Origin of the sequence: Streptomyces sp. Ag109_G2-15, assembly GCF_900215565.1 — a bacterium.
In the GTDB taxonomy this organism is placed as follows: domain Bacteria; phylum Actinomycetota; class Actinomycetes; order Streptomycetales; family Streptomycetaceae; genus Streptomyces; species Streptomyces diastatochromogenes.
Window position 1 is genome coordinate 3,968,275 of sequence record NZ_OCNI01000001.1, and the last position, 17,583, is coordinate 3,985,857.

Here is a 17,583-nt window from a genome sequence, read left to right on the forward strand (position 1 = left end):
CAGAGACGACAGGTGACAGAAGCGATCCTCCTGGTCGGCGGCAAAGGCACCCGGCTGCGTCCGCTCACGGTGCACACGCCGAAGCCCATGGTCCCGGCGGCCGGGGTGCCGTTCCTCACGCACCAGCTGGCGCGAGCGAGAGCGGCGGGTGTGGAGCACATCGTGCTCGCGACGAGCTATCTCGCCGAGGTCTTCGAGCCCTACTTCGGCGACGGCGCCTCCCTCGGGCTGCACATCGAGTACGTCACCGAGGAGGAGCCCCTCGGCACGGGCGGCGCCATCCGCAACGTGGCCTCGCGTCTGCACTCCGGCCCCGACGACCCGGTACTGATCTTCAACGGCGACATCCTGACCGGCCTGGACATCAGGCGGCTCGTACACACCCACGAGTCGACGGGCGCGGACGTCTCCCTGCACCTCACCAAGGTGACCGACCCGCGCGCGTACGGCCTGGTCCCCACCGACGACACCGGCCGCGTCCTCGCCTTCCTGGAGAAGCCGCAGACTCCGGAGGAGATCGTCACCGACCAGATCAACGCGGGGGCGTACGTCTTCCGCCGCTCGGTCATCGACACGATCCCGGCGGGCCGGCCGGTCTCGGTGGAGCGCGAGACGTTCCCGGACCTCCTCTCCGCCGGTGCCCACCTCCAGGGCATGGTCGACTCGACCTACTGGCTGGACCTCGGCACCCCCGCGGCCTTCGTCCGCGGCTCCGCGGACCTCGTCCTCGGCCGCGCCCCGTCCCCCGCCGTCCCCGGCCGCTGCGGCGACCGCCTGATCCTCCCCACGGCCACGGTCGCCCCGGACGCGAAGCTGACGGGCGGCACGGTGGTCGGCGAGGGCGCGTTCGTGGCGGAGGGCGCGCGGGTCTTCGGCTCGACGATCCTCCCCGGCGCCGTCATCGAACCCGGCGCCGTCATCACCGACTCCCTCATCGGCACCCGAGCCCGAGTGGGCGAACGCTCCATCCTCACCGGCACGGTCATCGGCGACGGCGCGGTGGTCGGCCCCGACAACGAACTCCGCGAAGGCGTACGCGTGTGGTGCGACGCCCGCATCCCGGGGGGAGCACTCCGCTTCTCCTCGGACCAGTAAGGGCTGTCATTCGGCTGGGGGTGTGTGGGGGCTGATCGCACAGTTCCCCGCGCCGCCCCTTTGCGGCGCTCGTACCGCCGTAGCTGCGGGCAGTCGTGCCGCTGGGCGGCGCCCACCCGGCAGCGGCTGTCGTACGACCTGCGTTGCTGCGGGCACCCGTACCGCCGTAGCTGCGGGCAGTCGTGCCGCTGGGGCGGCACGGGTGGGCGCAGCGGCACCCCGCCGGCGCAGGTAAGCGAAGCCCACCCCCGGCCAGCCGCAGCACCGGGCACCGAAGCAACGCCCCTACAGCAGCCCGATGTCCACCCGAGGCATCTTCGGCGCCCTCCGCCCAGGCACCTGCCCGCTCAGCAGAATCAACCGAGCCGCCCGATGCCGCTGCCCCGCATACGGCTCAAGCAAGCGCAGCATCTCCGCATCGTCGGCATCCCGATCCCCCGCCAACGCCCACCCCACGATCCCCGGCAGATGCAGATCCCCGACCGTCACCGCATCCGCCGCCCCATGACTCCGCTGCACAACCTCCGCCGACGTCCACGGCCCGACCCCCGGCACGACCTCCAACCGCGCCTGAGCCTCACCCGCCGCCATCCCCACCGCCTGCTCCAGCCGCGCAGCAACCCGCACGGCCCGCAGAATCGTCGAGGCCCGCTTGTCGTCGACCCCGGCCCGATGCCACTCCCAGGAGGGAATCAGCGCCCAGGTCCGAGGCGCGGGCATCACCCACATCGGCCGTTCGCTCACCCCCGCGGGCCCAGGCGCCCGCTCCCCGAACCTCCGCACCAGCAACCGCCACGCCCGATACGCCTCATCGGTCGTGACCTTCTGCTCCAGCACCGACGGGATCAACGACTCCAGCACCAGCCCGGTCCGCGTCAGCCGCAGCCCCGGCCGCCGATGCCGCGCCAGCGCCACCACCCGGTGCCGCGGCACGAACGCGTCCGGATCATCGGCGGCACCGAGCAGCTCCGGCACCTGCTCCAACAGCCACTCCGCACCCGGCCCCCACGCCTCCGCGCGCACCTCACCGCCGTGGACGTACACCCGCAGCGTCCCGGGCCCGGCGGGCGTCCGGCAGGCCCGCCACACGGACCCGTCCCGCGTCGCCCGGAACGTCGGATCGGCCGGCCCGCGCCGCAGCGGCCCCAGCACCAGCCCGAGATCGAGCGGCCCGTCCGGCACCCAGCTCCGCACCCGCGCCGCAGCCCCCGCACCCTGCCGGGGCACCCCCGCGGGCACGGCGACCTCCCCACCGCGCACGGTCGTACGCGTGGGCCGCGGAGCGAATCGTCCTGCCACGAATGAGTCCTACGAGTCCTACGAGTCCTACGAGTCCTACGGGTCTGAGTTCTATGAGTCCTGGGGGTGCCGGTGCCGCGGAGACCACTGTCCTACGAGACTAGGTGAGACCCGACGGTCGTACGGGACTCTCACCGCACCTCGATGAACGCCCCCGCATCCCGCTCGGGCCGCGGTCTCGGCTCCTCCGCCGGATCCCCGATCGCCACCGCCCCCATCGGATCCCAGTCCGCCGGCAGCCCGAGCACCTCGCGCACCACGTCCCGGCAGAACATCGTCGAGGACACCCACGCCGACCCCAGCCGCTCCCCGGCCAGCGCGACCAGGAAGTTCTGCACGCCCGCGCCTGCCGCGACCACGAACATCTCCCGCTCGGCGGCGTCCCGCCGCGGGTCGCCGTAGGTGTGCGAGCCGTCCATGACGAGGCAGGGCACGGCCAGATACGGCGCGTGCCGCAGCACGTCCCCGCGCCGGACCCGCTTGGCGATGGACTCCTCGCTCTTGCCGTCCCGGCGCAGATCCGCGATCCAGGCGTCGCGCATGGCGTCGAGCAGCCGTACCCGCGACTCCTCCGACTCCAGCAGTACGAACCGCCAGGGGGTGGTGTGGTGCGGGGCGGGCGCGGTCACCGCCGCGGCCACCGCGCGCCGGACCGCGCCCGGGTCCACGGGCGCATCGGTGAAGGCCCGTACGGTACGGCGCTGGGTCACCGCCTCCCGCACGGCCTCGGACGTGCCGAGCCGGAACATGTCGTCCCGCCCAGTACGCACCAGCGCCCGCGCCCCCTCACCGTGCTCGTCGGCCACGGCGTGGGCCAGCCCGCGCACCACGGCGACCGGCAGTCCCGCCGCCTTGCCCTTGACCAGGTCACCGGCGGCGGCCAGTTCGTCCGCGGTGGCGACGACGGTGGCGCTGAGCGGATTGCCGTACGCGTCCGTGCCCCCGCGCAGATCGTCCAGCACCCGCACTCCGGCGGCGCCGATCGCCACGTCCGTGAGCCCCGAGCGCCAGGGCCGCCCGAAGGTGTCGGTGATGACGATCCCGACGTTGACGCCGAGGGTGTCACGCAGCCCGTCACGGATCGCGCGCGCGGAGGCGTCCGGATCCTCGGGCAGCAACAACACGGTCCCGGAAGGGGTGTTGGAGGCGTCGACCCCGGCGGCGGCCATGACCAGGCCCTGCCGGTTCTCGACGATGCGCAGCGTGCCGCGCCGGGCCACCACCCGCACGGTCTCGGAGTCGATCGCGGCCTCCCGGTCGGCCGCCTCGACGATCCGCCCCTCGGCCTTGGACACGATCTTGGAGGTGACGAGCAGCACGTCCCCGTCGACCAGGCCGGGCTCGGCCGCGGCGATCAGCTTGGCCAGATCGTCGCCCTGCCGCACCTCGGGGATGCCGGGCAGGGCCCAGACCCGGTACTCCGCGTGCTCCTCGCTCACGCTCCCCGCACCTCCTCGGCGAGCGCCAGCGCCTCCCGCGCCATCTGCGCGGTCGCGTCCAGGTCGGTCATCATCAGCGGTACGGCCCGGCAGCGGATCCCGTCCGCCTCCACCCGCTCGACCACGCCCGCGTCGACGGTGTCGACCAGCCAGCCGTCCAGCAGCCCGGAGCCGTAGTGCTCGGCGACCGCCGCGGCCGTGGACTCCACGCCGACCGCGGCGAGCACCTTGTCGGCCATCCCGCGCACGGGCGCGTCCCCGACGATGGGGGAGAGGCCCACCACCGGCACGCCCGCGTCCGCGATCGCCTCCCGGATGCCGGGCACGGCGAGGATCGTGCCGATGGACACGATCGGGTTGGACGGCGGGAAGAGGATGACGTCCGCCTCGGCGATGGCCTCCAGGACACCGGGCGCGGGCTTGGCCTGCTCCGCGCCGACCGGCACGACCGCCTCGGCCGGGACCGAGGCACGCAGCCGTACCCAGTACTCCTGGAAATGGATCACCTTGCGCTCGCCGTCCGTCTCGACCGCCACGTGCGTCTCCACACGGTCGTCGGTCATCGGGATCAGCTTCACGCCCGGCTTCCAGCGGTCGCACAGTGCCTCGGTGACCGCGCTCAGCGGATAGCCGGCGCCCAGCATCTGGGTCCGCACGATGTGCGTGGCGAAATCCCGGTCGCCGAGCCCGAACCACTCCGGGCCGACGCCGTAGGCCGCCAGCTCCTCCTTGAGGTGGAAGGTCTCGTCGGTCCGCCCCCAGCCCTGCTCCTCGTTGATGCCGCCGCCCAGCGTGTACATCACCGTGTCGAGGTCCGGGCAGACCTTCAGCCCGAAGAGGTGGATGTCGTCGCCGGTGTTACCGATCACCGTGATGTCCGCGTCCGGCACGGCCCGCTTCAGACCGCGCAGGAAACGAGCACCGCCGATGCCGCCTGCCAGAACCACAATGCGCATGGGGCCAAGTCTGGCAGGCGGGTACGACAACGCGTCAGGTGGTCAATCGGCCAGGCGATCATTCGGCCAGGTGATCAACCGGTCAGGCGGTCGAGCGGTGAGTCGGTCAGGCGGTCACCGGGCGCGGCTCGGTACGCGCCTCGCAGTGCTGGGCCGTGTGCATCGGCATCTCGGTCAGGCCCGGGTAGTAGACGTGCAGGCTCACCGCCGGCTCCAGCGCGTCGTTCACCACCTCGTGCACGTACCCCGGCGCGAACACCCGCTGCGCGCCGGGCGCGAGCGCGCGCGTGGCGCGCTCGGTCCGCTCGGTCAGCGTGCCCTCCAGAACGGTGAGGACACCGGAGGAGCGGCCGTGGTCGTGCAGCCCGCTGCCCTGCCCGGGCACCCAGGACAGCAGCCACACCTCGTAGCCGGGGCCGGTGCGCAGCCGGTGGTACCAGCGGGTGCTGGCGTCGTAGCGGACGAGGTGCGCCCACTGGGAGCGGTCGTCGGCGATGGCGCGGGCGAGGCCGACGAACTCGGCGACGGTGGCCGGGTGCTCGCGCGGCGGCTGGAGCAGGTGCGGGACTTCGAGGATGTCGCCGGCGATCTGGAGGTCGTTGTCGCTGTTCATCGGGATGCTGTGGTCCTCGGCGGAAGAGCGGAAGAGTGGGGGGTGCCCTGAACTGGGGGTTCTGCGAAGGAGAAAGCGGCCGGGTCAGAGGACTCGGCGACAGCCGGAGCGCGTCGGCTCAACAGCTGGGACAGCAACAACAGCTACAGCGGACCTGGGCAGCACCGAGGGACCCGGCGGTGCGGGTCGAGGTGAGTGCCAAGTTCGCGAGCATGCCCACTAGGACATCGGTTCACACCGGCACTGTCAACTCGGTGCCCGTTATGTGGGACATGTTTCACCTCATCCGGTTCATCTGTCAGGTGAAAGGTTTGTTCACTCGGCCCCGAGGACACATGGCGCACATCCGAGCGCTCAAACCTCGCGGAACGCGATCGAACGCGGGGGCGTCTTCCTTCGTACAGAGGTCCGTACGGGGTGCGCCGCCCCTATGGGCCTCGTCTGCGTGTCAAGGTTTATGGCGATTTGAACACTTTCCGCTCGGCCTTGGTTCCGCAGAGTGAATAACGGGCCCAATAGCAGATCTCGGCTTGACTCGCCCGGAGCAGCACACTTGTAATTTCACTCGTGTCGTTCAGCCGAAATCGGTAACGGCTACTACACACGGGGACGCGAAAGACAGACGAGGGGCGCACATGACCGAGCTGGTGCAGCAACTGCTGGTCGACGACGCGGACGAGGAACTCGGCTGGCAGGAGCGCGCGCTGTGCGCCCAGACCGACCCCGAGTCCTTCTTCCCCGAGAAGGGCGGCTCCACCAGAGAGGCGAAGAAGGTCTGCCTCGCCTGTGAGGTGCGCTCCGAATGCCTCGAGTACGCCCTCGCCAACGACGAGCGCTTCGGCATCTGGGGCGGCCTGTCCGAGCGGGAGCGCCGCCGGCTGAAGAAGGCCGCCGTCTGAACACACCTACACACACAAACCGTACGAACGGCCCGTCGCCGGTGGGTTATCCACAGGCGGCGGGCCGTCGTCATGGCCAGCCGATAGTGTGGTCGCTCGTCCGAGACGCCCCGCCGCCCCCCGTGGGCACAGGCGTCCACCGCAGTCCATCCGAACCGGGGCCCGTACCTCGATGTCCGTGCACAGCCAAACGGCAGCCCAAGAGCAGGCTGTCCTTCCTGAGTTCCCGCGTCATGTGGTGACGGCGGTCCTCGTCTCCCACGACGGCGCCCGCTGGCTGCCCGACGCGCTCGCCGGGCTGCTCGGCCAGGAACGCCCCGTCCAGTACGCGGTGGCGGCCGACACCGGCAGCGCGGACGACTCCGCCCAGCTGGTCACCGAGGCCCTCGGCGACGACCGCGTGCTGCACCTCGCCCGGCGCACCGGCTTCGGCCAGGCCGTCGAGGAGGCGAGCCGCACCGCGCCCCTCCTCACACCGGACGAGCTGCCGTACCTCAAGCGCCCCAGCGGCTGGGACCCGGTCACCCGCTCGTGGCGCGACGACGCCTACGACCTGCCCGAACTGCCGCACGGCGAGCCCGTCCAGTGGCTGTGGCTGCTGCACGACGACTGCGCTCCCGAACCCGACGCCCTCGCCCAGCTGCTCCGCGTCGTCGAGAACGAACTCGAACTGGGCCGCGACGACGTGGCGATCGTCGGCCCCAAGCTGCGCGGCTGGTACGACCGCAGGCAACTGCTGGAGGTCGGCGTCTCCATCGCCAACTCCGGCCGCCGCTGGACCGGCCTGGACCGCCGAGAACAGGACCAGGGCCAGCACGACCACGTCCGCACCGTGCTGTCCGTCTCCACCGCCGGCATGCTCATCCGCCGCGACGTCTTCGAGCAGCTCGGCGGATTCGACCGCCGGCTGCCCCTGATGCGCGACGACGTCGACCTGTGCTGGCGCGCCCACAGCGCCGGCCACCGCGTCCTCGTCGCCCCAGAAGCGGTCGTACGGCACGCCGAGGCGTCCTCCCGCGAGCGCCGCACCGTCGACTGTGTCGGCCGCACCGCCGCCTCCCCGCACAAGGTCGACAAGGCCGGTGCCGTCTACACCCTCCTCGTCAACACCCGGGCCGCCGTGCTGCCCTGGGTGCTGCTGCGGCTCGTCCTCGGCACCCTCCTGAGGACCGTCGCCTATCTCGTCGGCAAGGTCCCGGGGCAGGCCGTCGACGAGATCCGCGGCCTGCTCGGCACCCTGCTGCGGCCCGAGCGGATCCTCGCCGGACGGCGCCGCCGCGGGACCTCGCAGATCGACAAGGGCGAACTGCGTCAGCTCTTCCCGCCGCCCGGCGCCACCGTCCGCGCCACCGTGGAACAGTTCGCCGGAAACTTCTCCGGCGGCTCCGACAGCGAGACCTCCTCGGCCGGCCGGCACGGCGGCGCCGTGGAGTCGGGGCCCGGCGGCGACGACGCCGACTTCCTGGAGATCGAGCAGTTCGCCCGCCTCAAGCGGATCGCCCGCAAGCCCGGCCCGGTGCTCTTCCTGGCCCTCCTCCTCGTCTCCCTCGTCGCCTGCCGCGCCCTGCTCGGCGGCGGCGCGCTCGCGGGCGGCGCCCTGCTGCCCGCCCCGGCCGGCGCCGGCGACCTCTGGTCCCGCTTCGCCGACGCCTGGCACCCGGTCGGCGCCGGCGGCACCCCGTCCGCACCGCCCTACCTCGCCGTCGTCGCAACGCTCGCCTCGATCCTGTTCGGCTCCACCGGGCTCGCGGTCACCGTCCTGCTGGTCTGCTCGGTGCCGCTGGCCGGCTTCACCGCCTACTTCGCCTCCCGGCCCCTCGTCACCTCCCGCCTGCTGCGTGCCTGGGCGGCCATCGCCTACGCCTTCCTCCCCGCCGCCACCGGCGCCCTGGCCGGCGGCCGCATCGGCACCGCCGTCCTCGCCGTACTGCTGCCGCTCATCGCGCGCGCTGGCATCGCCGCGAGCGGCCTCGCCCATGCCTCCGGCGCGCGCGGCAGTTGGCGCGCCACCTGGGCGTACGCGCTGCTGCTGACCCTCACCACCGCGTTCACGCCGATCGTCTGGCCCATCGCCCTGATCCTCGGTCTCGGCGTGCTGGTCCTGCGCCGCGGCGACCTCGTCGCCCACGGCCTGCGTTTCCTCGCCCAGCTCGGCACCCCCCTGCTGGTCCTCGCCCCCTGGTCGCTGACCCTGCTCCCGACCGGCTTCTTCAAGGAGGCGGGCCTGGCGTACGGCGCCTCGACCGCCTCCGCGCTCGACCTGCTCGGCGCCAGCCCGGGCGGCCCCGGCACCGTCCACGGCCTGATGCTCATTGGCATCGTCCTCGCCGCCCTGGCCGCACTCCTGCGCTCCGAACGCCAGTTGGGCATCCGCACCGCCTGGGCGATCGCCCTGGTGGGCCTCGTCTTCGCCGTCCTGTCCAACCACTCCACCTGGGCCGGACCGGCCACCCTCGTCTACGGCATCGCCCTGCTGGCCGCCGCCGCGCTCGGCGCCGACGGGGCACGCGCGCGCGTGGCCGAGCAGAGCTTCGGCTGGCGCCAGCCGGTCGCCGCCCTCATCGCCTTCGCCTCGGCCGCCGGTCCGCTGCTGGTCGCCGCCGGCTGGATGATCCGCGGCGCCGACGGGCCGCTGGAGCGCCGCGACCCGGTGCAGGTCCCCGCGTTCGTCGCCGAGGACGCCACCACCTCCGACCAGGCCCGCACCCTGATCCTCGACAGCGACTCCACCGCGCGCGTGCGCTACACCCTCGTCCGCGGCTCCGGCGCCCGCATGGGAGACGCTGAACTCGCCGCCGCCGACGGTGAGAACGCGGGGCTCGACAAGGTCGTCGCCAACCTCGTCGCCGGCTCCGGCGCCGACCAGGCCGGCCAGCTCGGCGGCTTCGCGGTCCGCTACGTCCTCGTCCACAAGGGCGCACCCCGCGACGTCACCCGCGTCCTGGACGCCACGCACGGCCTGAGCAGGCTCAGCCAGCAGAACGGCAGCGCCCTGTGGCGGGTCGACCAGCAGGTCTCCCGCGCCACGATCGTGCCCGCGGGCGGCTCCGGCACCGCCCAGTCCGTCGCCGCCGGGCCGGTGGAGATCCACACCACCGTCCCCTCGGGCTCGGGCAGCCGCGTCCTGCGCCTGGCCGACGCCGCCTCCGACGGCTGGACGGCCACCCTGGACGGCAAGCCGCTCACCCGCACCACGGTCGACGGCTGGGCCCAGGGCTTCCAGCTGCCCTCCACCGGCGGCAGGCTCGACGTCACCTACGACGCCCCGATCACCCACACCGCCTGGCTGTGGGCCCAGGGCACGCTCGCCCTCGTCCTCGTCGTCCTCGCCCTGCCCGGCCGCCGCCGCGACATCGACGACGACCTCCCCGAGGAGCAGCCGCTGCCCGCCCAGGCCACCGCGGGCGAGGGCCGCCGCGCCCGCCGCCTGCGCGCCCAGGCCGAGGAGGCGGCCGACCAGGAACAGTCCGCTGTGCCTCCGCTCCCGCAGGAGGCCCCGGCCGCCGTCCCGCACCAGCAGCAGTACGCCGACTGGGACGCCGCGTCCTACCAGGGCGCCGAGTACGCCGGCTACGGCGCCGACCAGTACCAGGGCGCAGGCCAGTACCCGGCCGGCGGCTACGACCAGCAGGCGTACCAGCCCGACCCCTACCAGAACGGCCAGTACGACCCCTACGCCTACGGCGGTACGGACGGGCAGATGCCGTACGACCCGACGGCGTACCAGCAGGGCTACGACCAGGCCCAGCACCCCTACGGCACCGGCAGTGAGCACCCCGACGGGAGCCAGCAGTGAACCGCACGACCCTGTCCCTGATCGTCGGCACCACCGCACTGGCCGCCGTCACCGCCTTCGCCGCGCTCGACACACCGTCCGCGTCCGGCGCGGGCACCGCCAAGGCGGCCGCCGAGCTGCCCGTGGAGCGCGCCAGCCTGCTGTGCCCCGCGCCCAGCATCTCCGACATCGCCGACACGTCGTACACGTCGTTCACGCCCGTCACCAAGGGCGTGGCGAGCGGCGGCAAGGCCGAACTCCAGGCGGCCACCGAGCAGTCGGCGGACGGCACGAGCGACAGCAAGACCGGCAAGGACACCAAGAAGAAGGCCGACAAGCCGGTCCTCATCCCGAAGGAACCCGGCACCCCGGTCACCGGTGACACCTCCGGCGCCGAGGCGCCCGCGCTGGTTGGCACCGCCGACGGGAAGTTCGCGCCGGGCTGGACCGTCCAGGAGACCACCGAGGTCGCCGCGGGCACCGGCCGCGGCCTCCAGGGCGTCAACTGCACCGCCCCGGACACCGAGTTCTGGTTCCCGGGCGCCAGCACGTCCGCCGACCGCACCGACTACGTGCACCTCACCAACCCGGACGACTCCGCCGCCGTCGTCGACATCGAGCTGTACGGCAAGGACGGCGCGATCAAGTCCACGGTGCCGGACGGCTTCACGATCCCGCCGCACTCGAGCAAGCCCATCCTCCTGTCCACCCTCACCGCCGAGCGGCAGACCGACCTGACCGTGCACGTCAACGTGCGCAGCGGGCGGGTCGGCGCCGCGGTGCAGGCCCTGGACGACAAGGTGGGCGGCGACTGGCTGGCCGCGGCCGCCGACCCGGCCGGCAGCCTGGTCCTGCCCGGCATCCCGAAGGACGCCACCGACGTCCGCCTGATCGCCTTCACGCCCGGCGACGCCGACGCGGACCTGAAGGTCCGCCTGGCCTCGCCCGACGGCCTGATCACCCCGGCCGGGAACGAGACACTGCACGTCAAGTCCGGCATGACGACCGCGGCCGACCTCGGCGACGTCACCCGCGGCGAGGCGGGCTCCCTGGTCCTGACGCCCACGGACCAGTCGGTCCCGGTCGTGGCGGCACTGCGCGTGATCCGCGGCAAGGGATCCAAGCAGGAAACGGCGTTCATCCCCGCCACGGCCCCCGTCGGCACGCGCGCGACCTCCGCGGACAACAGCGGCAAGTCCTCGACTCTCTCCCTGACCGCCCCCACCGCGACGGTCACGGTCAAGGTCACCGCCTCGGCGGGCAGCGAGGGCGGCACCCCGGCGACGAAGACCTACACGATCAAATCCGGCACGACCCAGGACATTTCGCCCCCCATCCCGTCCGACCTGAAGGGCACCTACGCCCTCACCCTGGAACCCACCTCCGACGCCCCCCTCTACGCCGCCCGAACCCTCTCCGCCACAGAATCCGGCATCCCGGGCTTCACCATCCAAACCCTCCCAACCGACCGAGGCCTGGTGGCGGTACCGGAGGCGGACGAGGACTTGTCGGTACTGCAGAAGTAGCGGGGGCGGGGCGGCGAGCAACGCAGCTGCGGTCGACGTGCAACCGGCGTAGCCGCGGGCGGTCGTACGGCTGCCCCGCCGTAGTCGCCGCAGCTGCGGGCAGTCGTGCCGCTGGGGCGGCACGGGTGGGCGCAGCGGCACCCCGCCGGCGCGGGCAAGCGAAGCCCACCCCGCCCAGCCGTGGCACCGGGCAACAGATCAACCCCGCCCTAGTCCTCCCCGTACCGAGGATCCACAGTCTCCGGAGTCAGCCCCAGCAACTCGGCCACCTGCTCCACAACCACCTCGTGCACCAGCGCAGCCCGCTCATCCCGCCCCTTGGTCCGGATCTCCACCGGCCGCCGGTACACCACGACCCGAGCCCGCCGCCCGTCCCGCGCGGGAATGATCCCGCCCAACGGCACGGCCTCGTCGCTCCACCCCTCGGCACCCCGCCCCTCCAGCCGAGGCACCTCGAGCACCAGAAAGTCGATGTCGGCCAACTGCGGCCACCGCCGCTCAAGGCGCTCCACGGAGTCCTGCACCAGGTCGGCGAAGACCTCGGCCCGGCTGGCCGCCAGCGGCACCTGCGGCGGCGCGATAGGCCCCCTCATGCCCCGCCCGTGACGATCACGTCGACGGGGCCCGGGGCCGGCGGCACGGGGCGGTACACGGTTGTCCATCACTGCTGAAGCCTAGTCCCCGCACGCCCCGCCCGCCCGGTACCCACGCGGCAACCCGCCCCTGACCGAACAGCAACCGGCCACGACGCCTTATGTCGCGGGATGACCATTCCGGCCAAGGTCTGGCTCGTTTCCATAACCCTCCAAGACCGGCGAACTCAAGGCAATTGACGTTGTTTGTACCGACTCATGACCGGACAGAGCCCCGACCAGCACCCCGCGCGAACCCGTCCACGCAGGTCAGCAGGGCGTGTTCGGAGGGGCGTGTGGGGCGTCTCACAGCACGACACGGTGGAGTGACCTGGTGGAGAGTCGTCGCGGCCCGCTCAAGAGTGCGGTACCGTCCAACGTCGTGAGCCCTGTACGTCGCTGTTCGCGCACCGCCTGCGGCCGACCCGCCGTCGCGACGCTGACGTACGTCTACGCCGACTCGACCGCGGTCCTCGGCCCGCTCGCCACCTACGCCGAACCCCACTGCTACGACCTGTGCGCCGAGCACTCCGAGCGCCTCACCGCGCCCCGTGGCTGGGAGGTCGTCCGCCTCCTCGACGGCTCCGCTCCCGCGCGGCCCAGCGGAGACGATCTGGAAGCGCTTGCCAACGCCGTGCGCGAGGCGGCCCGCCCCCAGGAGCGTGCGGCCGAGGCGGGCGGCGGCGGAGGACGCACCGCGGACCCCATGGAGGTCGCCCGCCGCGGCCACCTGCGTGTCCTGCGTTCCCCGGACAACTGACCCCCGCTCACCGGCAGTCGGCCTTCCCGCTCCACCCCACGCCACCCCCGCCCCGCGTTACGACTCGGATGCGCTCGTGGGTCCACTTGGTGTCCGCACACCCGCCCCTTACCCCTGACGGGTAGTTTGTCTGCACCCATAGGACTTTCAGGAGGGTTGGCCGTGGCTGCTGATCTGTCGCAGATCGTGAAGGCGTACGACGTACGCGGAGTGGTCCCGGACCAGTGGGACGAGTCACTGGCCGGTCTCTTCGGTGCCGCCTTCGCCGAGGTGACGGGTGCGGCGGCCATCGTCGTGGGCCACGACATGCGCCCCTCGTCCCCCGCCCTGTCCCGCGCCTTCGCGCGCGGTGCGGCGGACCGCGGCGTGGACGTCACCGAGATCGGCCTGTGCTCCACGGACCAGCTGTACTACGCCTCGGGCGCGCTGAACCTCCCGGGCGCGATGTTCACGGCCTCCCACAACCCGGCGCAGTACAACGGCATCAAGATGTGCCGCGCGGGCGCCGCCCCCGTCGGCCAGGACACGGGCCTCGCGCAGATCCGCGAACTGGCCGAGCGCTGGCTGGAGTCGGGCGCCCCGGAGCCGGTCGCCGAGCCGGGAACCCTCACCACGCGCGAGACGTTGGAGGATTACGCGGCGCACCTCCGCTCCCTCGTCGACCTGACCTCCATCCGCCCCCTGAAGGTCGTGGTCGACGCCGGCAACGGCATGGGCGGCCACACGGTCCCCACGGTCTTCGCCGGCCTGCCCCTGACCCTCGTCCCGATGTACTTCGAACTGGACGGCACCTTCCCGAACCACGAGGCCAACCCGCTCGACCCGGCCAACATCGTGGACCTGCAGAAGCGGGTCCCGGCGGAGGGCGCCGACCTGGGCATCGCCTTCGACGGCGACGCCGACCGCTGCTTCGTCGTGGACCAGAACGGCGACCCGGTCTCCCCGTCGGCGATCACCGCGCTGGTCGCCGCCCGCGAGCTGGCCCGCAACGGCGGCAAGGGCACGGTCATCCACAACCTGATCACCTCCCGCACGGTCCCGGAGGTGGTGCAGGAGAACGGCGGCACCCCCGCCCGCACCCGCGTCGGCCACTCCTTCATCAAGGCCGAGATGGCCCGCTCCGGCGCGATCTTCGGCGGCGAGCACTCCGCCCACTACTACTTCAAGGACTTCTGGAACGCCGACACGGGCATGCTGGCCGCCCTGCACGTCCTCGCGGCCCTCGGCGGCCAGGACGGCCCCCTGTCCGGCCTCGTCGCCCAGTACGACCGCTACGCCGGCTCCGGCGAGATCAACTCCACGGTCGCCGACCAGACCGCCCGCCTCGCCGCGATCCGCGCCGCCTACGAGGGCCGCCCCGGCATCACCCTCGACGACCTTGACGGCCTCACGGTCTCCGCCGCCGACTGGTGGTTCAACGTCCGCCCGTCCAACACGGAACCCCTGCTCCGCCTGAACGCGGAGGCGAAGGACGAACCGACCATGACCAAGATCCGCGACGAGGCCCTGGCCATCATCCGGGCCTGACCCCCGAACCCGACGCCCACCCGAGCCGCAACACCGGGACCGCACTCCCGAGCGGCCCGGGACCTCCCGCTCCCACCCCGCCCTCCGTCTCGGCCACCCGAGCCGAGGCGCCGGGCCCTGGCTCCCGGGCCCGACCGAGACTGCCCGCTCCCGCTCCGCCCCCCTTTCAACCACCCGAGCCCCGTCACCGGGACCTAGCTTCTGAGCCGACCGAGACGGGTGGGCGGGTGGGCAAAAATCCGGGGGTCCAGGGGGCAGAGCCCCCTGGGCGGCACGCAAGCCCAGCTCAACCCCGCCACCAGCGGTACGCTGACCGCACATCAGCAAAGCCGTCACCCGCCCGAAGGGACACCCCATGCCGCTCGAAGCCGGCCTCCTGGAGATCCTCGCCTGCCCGGCCTGCCACGCCCCCCTCAAGGAGCAGGACACCGAGCTGATCTGCACCGGCCAGGACTGCGGCCTGGCATACCCCGTCCGCGACGGCATCCCGGTCCTGCTCGTCGACGAGGCCCGCCGCCCCGCGTAAGAGGCCCACCGCCCCGCACAGAAGGCCGTCGCCCCGCAACGCCGGGGCGCCCACCCCCGCGCTCGACCCCCGCACAGGACCCCCGGCGATCGGAGGCTGCCGCCCATGCTCGACGAATCGCTGCTCGACGCCCCAGAGGGCCTCGCCGAGGCCGACCGCCGAGGCCTCCTCCGCGGCGCGGCGGAGGCCGGCGCCCGCGTACGCACCGCGGCCCGGCACGCCACCGAGGCCGGCATCGGCGACCTCAAGCCCGACGGCCGGCCCCGCGCCGTCCTGATCGCGGGCCCGGGAACCGCCGCCACCCACACCGCCGACCTCATCAGCAGCCTTGCCGGCCCCGGTAGCCCCGTCACCCGACTGGCCCCCACCGGCGTCGCCCCGGCCGCGGGCGCCCTGCGCTGGGACCTCCCGGGCTGGGCCGGCTCCGTCGACCTGCTGCTCATCGCCACCCCGGACGGCACCGAACCCAGCCTCTCCCTGCTCGCGGAGCAGGCCTACCGCCGCGGCTGCTCGCTCGTCGCCGTGGCCCCGGCCCGCACCCCGCTCGCCGAGGCGATGGCCGGCGCGCACGGCCTGTTCGTACCGATGGCGACGTCGCCGTACGACCAGGAAGAACCCCTCGCCGCGTCCTCCCCGGGCGTCTTCTGGGCCCTGCTCACCCCGCTGCTGGCGCTCCTCGACCGCATCGGCCTGCTCACCGCCCCGCCGGAGGACCTGGAGAAGATCGCCGACCGCCTGGACCACATCGCCGAACGCTGCGGCCCGGCCATCGCGACCTACAGCAACCCGGCCAAGACCCTCGCCGCCGAACTCGCCGACACACTGCCCGTGGTCTGGACGGAGGGCAGCTCGGCCGGGCCCGCGGGCCGCCGTTTCGCCGACGCGCTCGCCGAGCTGGCCGGCCGCCCCGCCCTGGTCGCCGAACTCCCCGAGGCACTCGCCGCGCACAGCGCCCTGCTGGCCGGTCCCCTCGCCGCCAGCGCCGACCCCGATGACTTCTTCCGTGACCGCGTGGAGGAGACGCCCGCGCTGCACGCGCGCGTGGTGCTGCTCCGCGACCGCCCGATCGGCGGCCTCACCGCCGCTCCCGCCGCCCGTGACCTGGCCCTCAGCCACGACACGCCGATCAGCGAGCTGGAACCGGAGGAGGGCGGCGATCTGGAGACCCTCGCGGAACTGATCGCCATCACGGATTTCGCCGCCGTTTACCTGGCGCTCGCTTCCGGGGCCTGATCTTGCTCCAGGTCGTCCGACTCGCGCCCACCACCGGCGCGGGACCGACGACAGCGCCGGCCGAGCAGCGTACGTACGGAGACAGAGAAACCACATGGACCGCCTCGACAACACGATCCGCCCCTACGCCTGGGGTTCCCCCACCGCCATCCCGCACCTGCTCGGCGTGGAGCCGACCGGCGAACCGCAGGCGGAGATGTGGATGGGAGCGCACCCCGGTGCTCCCTCGCGCACCGCGCGCGGGACGCTCGTCGAGGTCATCGACGCGGACCCGGAGAAGGAACTCGGAGCGAAGGCGGTCGCCAAGTTCGGCCCCCACCTGCCCTTCCTGCTCAAGGTCCTCGCCGCCGGCGCCCCCCTCTCCCTCCAGGTGCACCCCAACCTGGCACAGGCCAAGGAGGGCTACGCCGACGAGGAGCGGCGCGGCATCCCCGTCGACGCCCCGCACCGCAACTACAAGGACGCCAACCACAAGCCGGAACTGATCTGCGCGCTCACCGAGTTCGACGGCCTGTGCGGCTTCCGCGACCCGGTCCAGGCGGCCGGCCTGCTCGACGGCCTCGGCGTCGACTCCCTGAAGCCGTACGTCGACCTGCTGCACGCCCACCCCGAGGACGCCGCCCTGCGCGAGGTCCTCACGGCCGTCCTCAGCGCCGACCCGGAGGAGATGGCCCACACGGTCGCCGAGGCCACCGCCGCCTGCACCCGCCTCGGCGGCGACTACGCGCCCTACGCCGACCTCGCCCACCACTACCCGGGCGACCCCGGCGTCATCGCGGCCATGCTGCTCAACCACGTCCGCCTGCAGCCCGGCGAGGCCCTGTTCCTCGGCGCCGGCATCCCGCACGCCTACCTCGACGGCCTCGGCGTCGAGATCATGGCCAACTCCGACAACGTCCTGCGCTGCGGCCTGACCCCCAAGCACGTCGACGTCCCCGAACTCCTGCGCATCGTCCGCTTCGAGGCCGGCGACCCGGGCGTGCTGCGCCCCGAGGCATCCCCGGACGGCGAGGAGGTCTACGAGACGCCGATCGACGAGTTCCGGCTCTCCCGGTACGTGCTCCCCGAGGGCGGCACCACCCACGACCTCACCCTGGACACCCCGCAGATCCTGCTCTGCACGGCCGGTACCGTCCGGGCGGGCGAACACGAACTCGCCCCCGGCCAGTCGGTCTTCGTCCCGGCCGGCGAGAAGGCCGAGGTGTCCGGCGCGGGTACGGTCTTCCGCGCCACTGTGATCGTATGACCGGGGCTGTGGATACCTGACGCGCCGCCGCCCGGCCGGGCTGCAAGAATGGCCCAC

14 protein-coding genes are annotated in these 17,583 nt (G+C 73.0%); 9 read left to right on the forward strand and 5 right to left on the reverse strand.

Annotated elements, in window-relative coordinates:
* Positions 1–12: 12 nt before the first annotated feature.
* Positions 13–1,095, forward strand: coding sequence for an NDP-sugar synthase (locus CRP49_RS17835; protein WP_097254267.1), 1,083 nt, complete (start codon positions 13–15; stop codon positions 1,093–1,095).
* Positions 1,096–1,380: 285 nt separating this feature from the next.
* Here CRP49_RS17835 and CRP49_RS17840 read toward each other — a convergent pair whose 3' ends face one another.
* The 4 genes from CRP49_RS17840 to CRP49_RS17855 form a co-directional block, all read right to left on the reverse strand.
* On the reverse strand, positions 1,381–2,394 hold the full coding sequence (locus tag CRP49_RS17840; RefSeq protein WP_179851661.1) for a DNA-3-methyladenine glycosylase: 1,014 nt from the start codon (positions 2,392–2,394) through the stop codon (positions 1,381–1,383).
* 131 nt (positions 2,395–2,525) lie between these two features.
* Positions 2,526–3,833 carry a coenzyme F420-0:L-glutamate ligase gene (locus tag CRP49_RS17845; protein ID WP_097254268.1) on the reverse strand — a complete coding sequence of 436 codons (1,308 nt, stop codon included), beginning with the start codon at positions 3,831–3,833 and terminating at the stop codon, positions 2,526–2,528.
* Positions 3,830–4,789, reverse strand: a complete 960-nt coding sequence (gene cofD, locus CRP49_RS17850) for a 2-phospho-L-lactate transferase (RefSeq protein WP_097254269.1) — start codon at positions 4,787–4,789, stop codon at positions 3,830–3,832. Before cofD ends, CRP49_RS17845 begins: the two co-directional genes overlap by 4 nt.
* A gap of 106 nt (positions 4,790–4,895) precedes the next feature.
* The gene (locus CRP49_RS17855) at positions 4,896–5,402 is read right to left on the reverse strand and encodes a cysteine dioxygenase family protein (RefSeq protein WP_097254270.1); all 507 of its coding nucleotides are present in this window, start codon (positions 5,400–5,402) and stop codon (positions 4,896–4,898) included.
* Positions 5,403–6,037: 635 nt separating this feature from the next.
* Here CRP49_RS17855 and CRP49_RS17870 point away from each other — a divergent pair.
* From CRP49_RS17870 to CRP49_RS17880, 3 genes are all read left to right on the forward strand, one after another.
* Positions 6,038–6,301, forward strand: a complete 264-nt coding sequence (locus CRP49_RS17870) for a WhiB family transcriptional regulator (RefSeq protein ID WP_003975777.1) — start codon at positions 6,038–6,040, stop codon at positions 6,299–6,301.
* A gap of 172 nt (positions 6,302–6,473) precedes the next feature.
* Complete coding sequence (locus CRP49_RS17875; RefSeq protein WP_097254271.1) at positions 6,474–10,097, forward strand: glycosyltransferase family 2 protein; 3,624 nt, start codon at positions 6,474–6,476, stop codon at positions 10,095–10,097.
* The gene (locus CRP49_RS17880; protein ID WP_097254272.1) at positions 10,094–11,602 is read left to right on the forward strand and encodes a DUF5719 family protein; all 1,509 of its coding nucleotides are present in this window, start codon (positions 10,094–10,096) and stop codon (positions 11,600–11,602) included. The genes CRP49_RS17875 and CRP49_RS17880 overlap by 4 nt, the downstream gene beginning before the upstream one ends.
* A gap of 209 nt (positions 11,603–11,811) precedes the next feature.
* Here the strand turns inward: CRP49_RS17880 and CRP49_RS17885 are convergent, their stop codons facing one another.
* Positions 11,812–12,195 carry a metallopeptidase family protein gene (locus CRP49_RS17885; RefSeq protein WP_097254273.1) on the reverse strand — a complete coding sequence of 128 codons (384 nt, stop codon included), beginning with the start codon at positions 12,193–12,195 and terminating at the stop codon, positions 11,812–11,814.
* Between the two features lie 373 nt (positions 12,196–12,568).
* Between CRP49_RS17885 and CRP49_RS17890 the strand changes: the two genes are divergently transcribed.
* The 5 genes from CRP49_RS17890 (at position 12,569) to manA (ending at position 17,526) form a co-directional block, all read left to right on the forward strand.
* Positions 12,569–12,994, forward strand: a complete 426-nt coding sequence (locus CRP49_RS17890; RefSeq protein ID WP_094216539.1) for a DUF3499 domain-containing protein — start codon at positions 12,569–12,571, stop codon at positions 12,992–12,994.
* Between the two features lie 162 nt (positions 12,995–13,156).
* Positions 13,157–14,521, forward strand: a complete 1,365-nt coding sequence (locus CRP49_RS17895) for a phosphomannomutase/phosphoglucomutase (RefSeq protein ID WP_097254274.1) — start codon at positions 13,157–13,159, stop codon at positions 14,519–14,521.
* Between the two features lie 355 nt (positions 14,522–14,876).
* A complete protein-coding gene (locus tag CRP49_RS17900) occupies positions 14,877–15,047 on the forward strand; it encodes a Trm112 family protein (RefSeq protein ID WP_007382472.1) in 171 nt (56 codons plus the stop codon).
* A gap of 105 nt (positions 15,048–15,152) precedes the next feature.
* A complete protein-coding gene (locus CRP49_RS17905) occupies positions 15,153–16,280 on the forward strand; it encodes an SIS domain-containing protein (protein WP_097254275.1) in 1,128 nt (375 codons plus the stop codon).
* 94 nt (positions 16,281–16,374) lie between these two features.
* The gene (gene manA, locus CRP49_RS17910; RefSeq protein ID WP_097254276.1) at positions 16,375–17,526 is read left to right on the forward strand and encodes a mannose-6-phosphate isomerase, class I; all 1,152 of its coding nucleotides are present in this window, start codon (positions 16,375–16,377) and stop codon (positions 17,524–17,526) included.
* Positions 17,527–17,583: the final 57 nt, after the last annotated feature.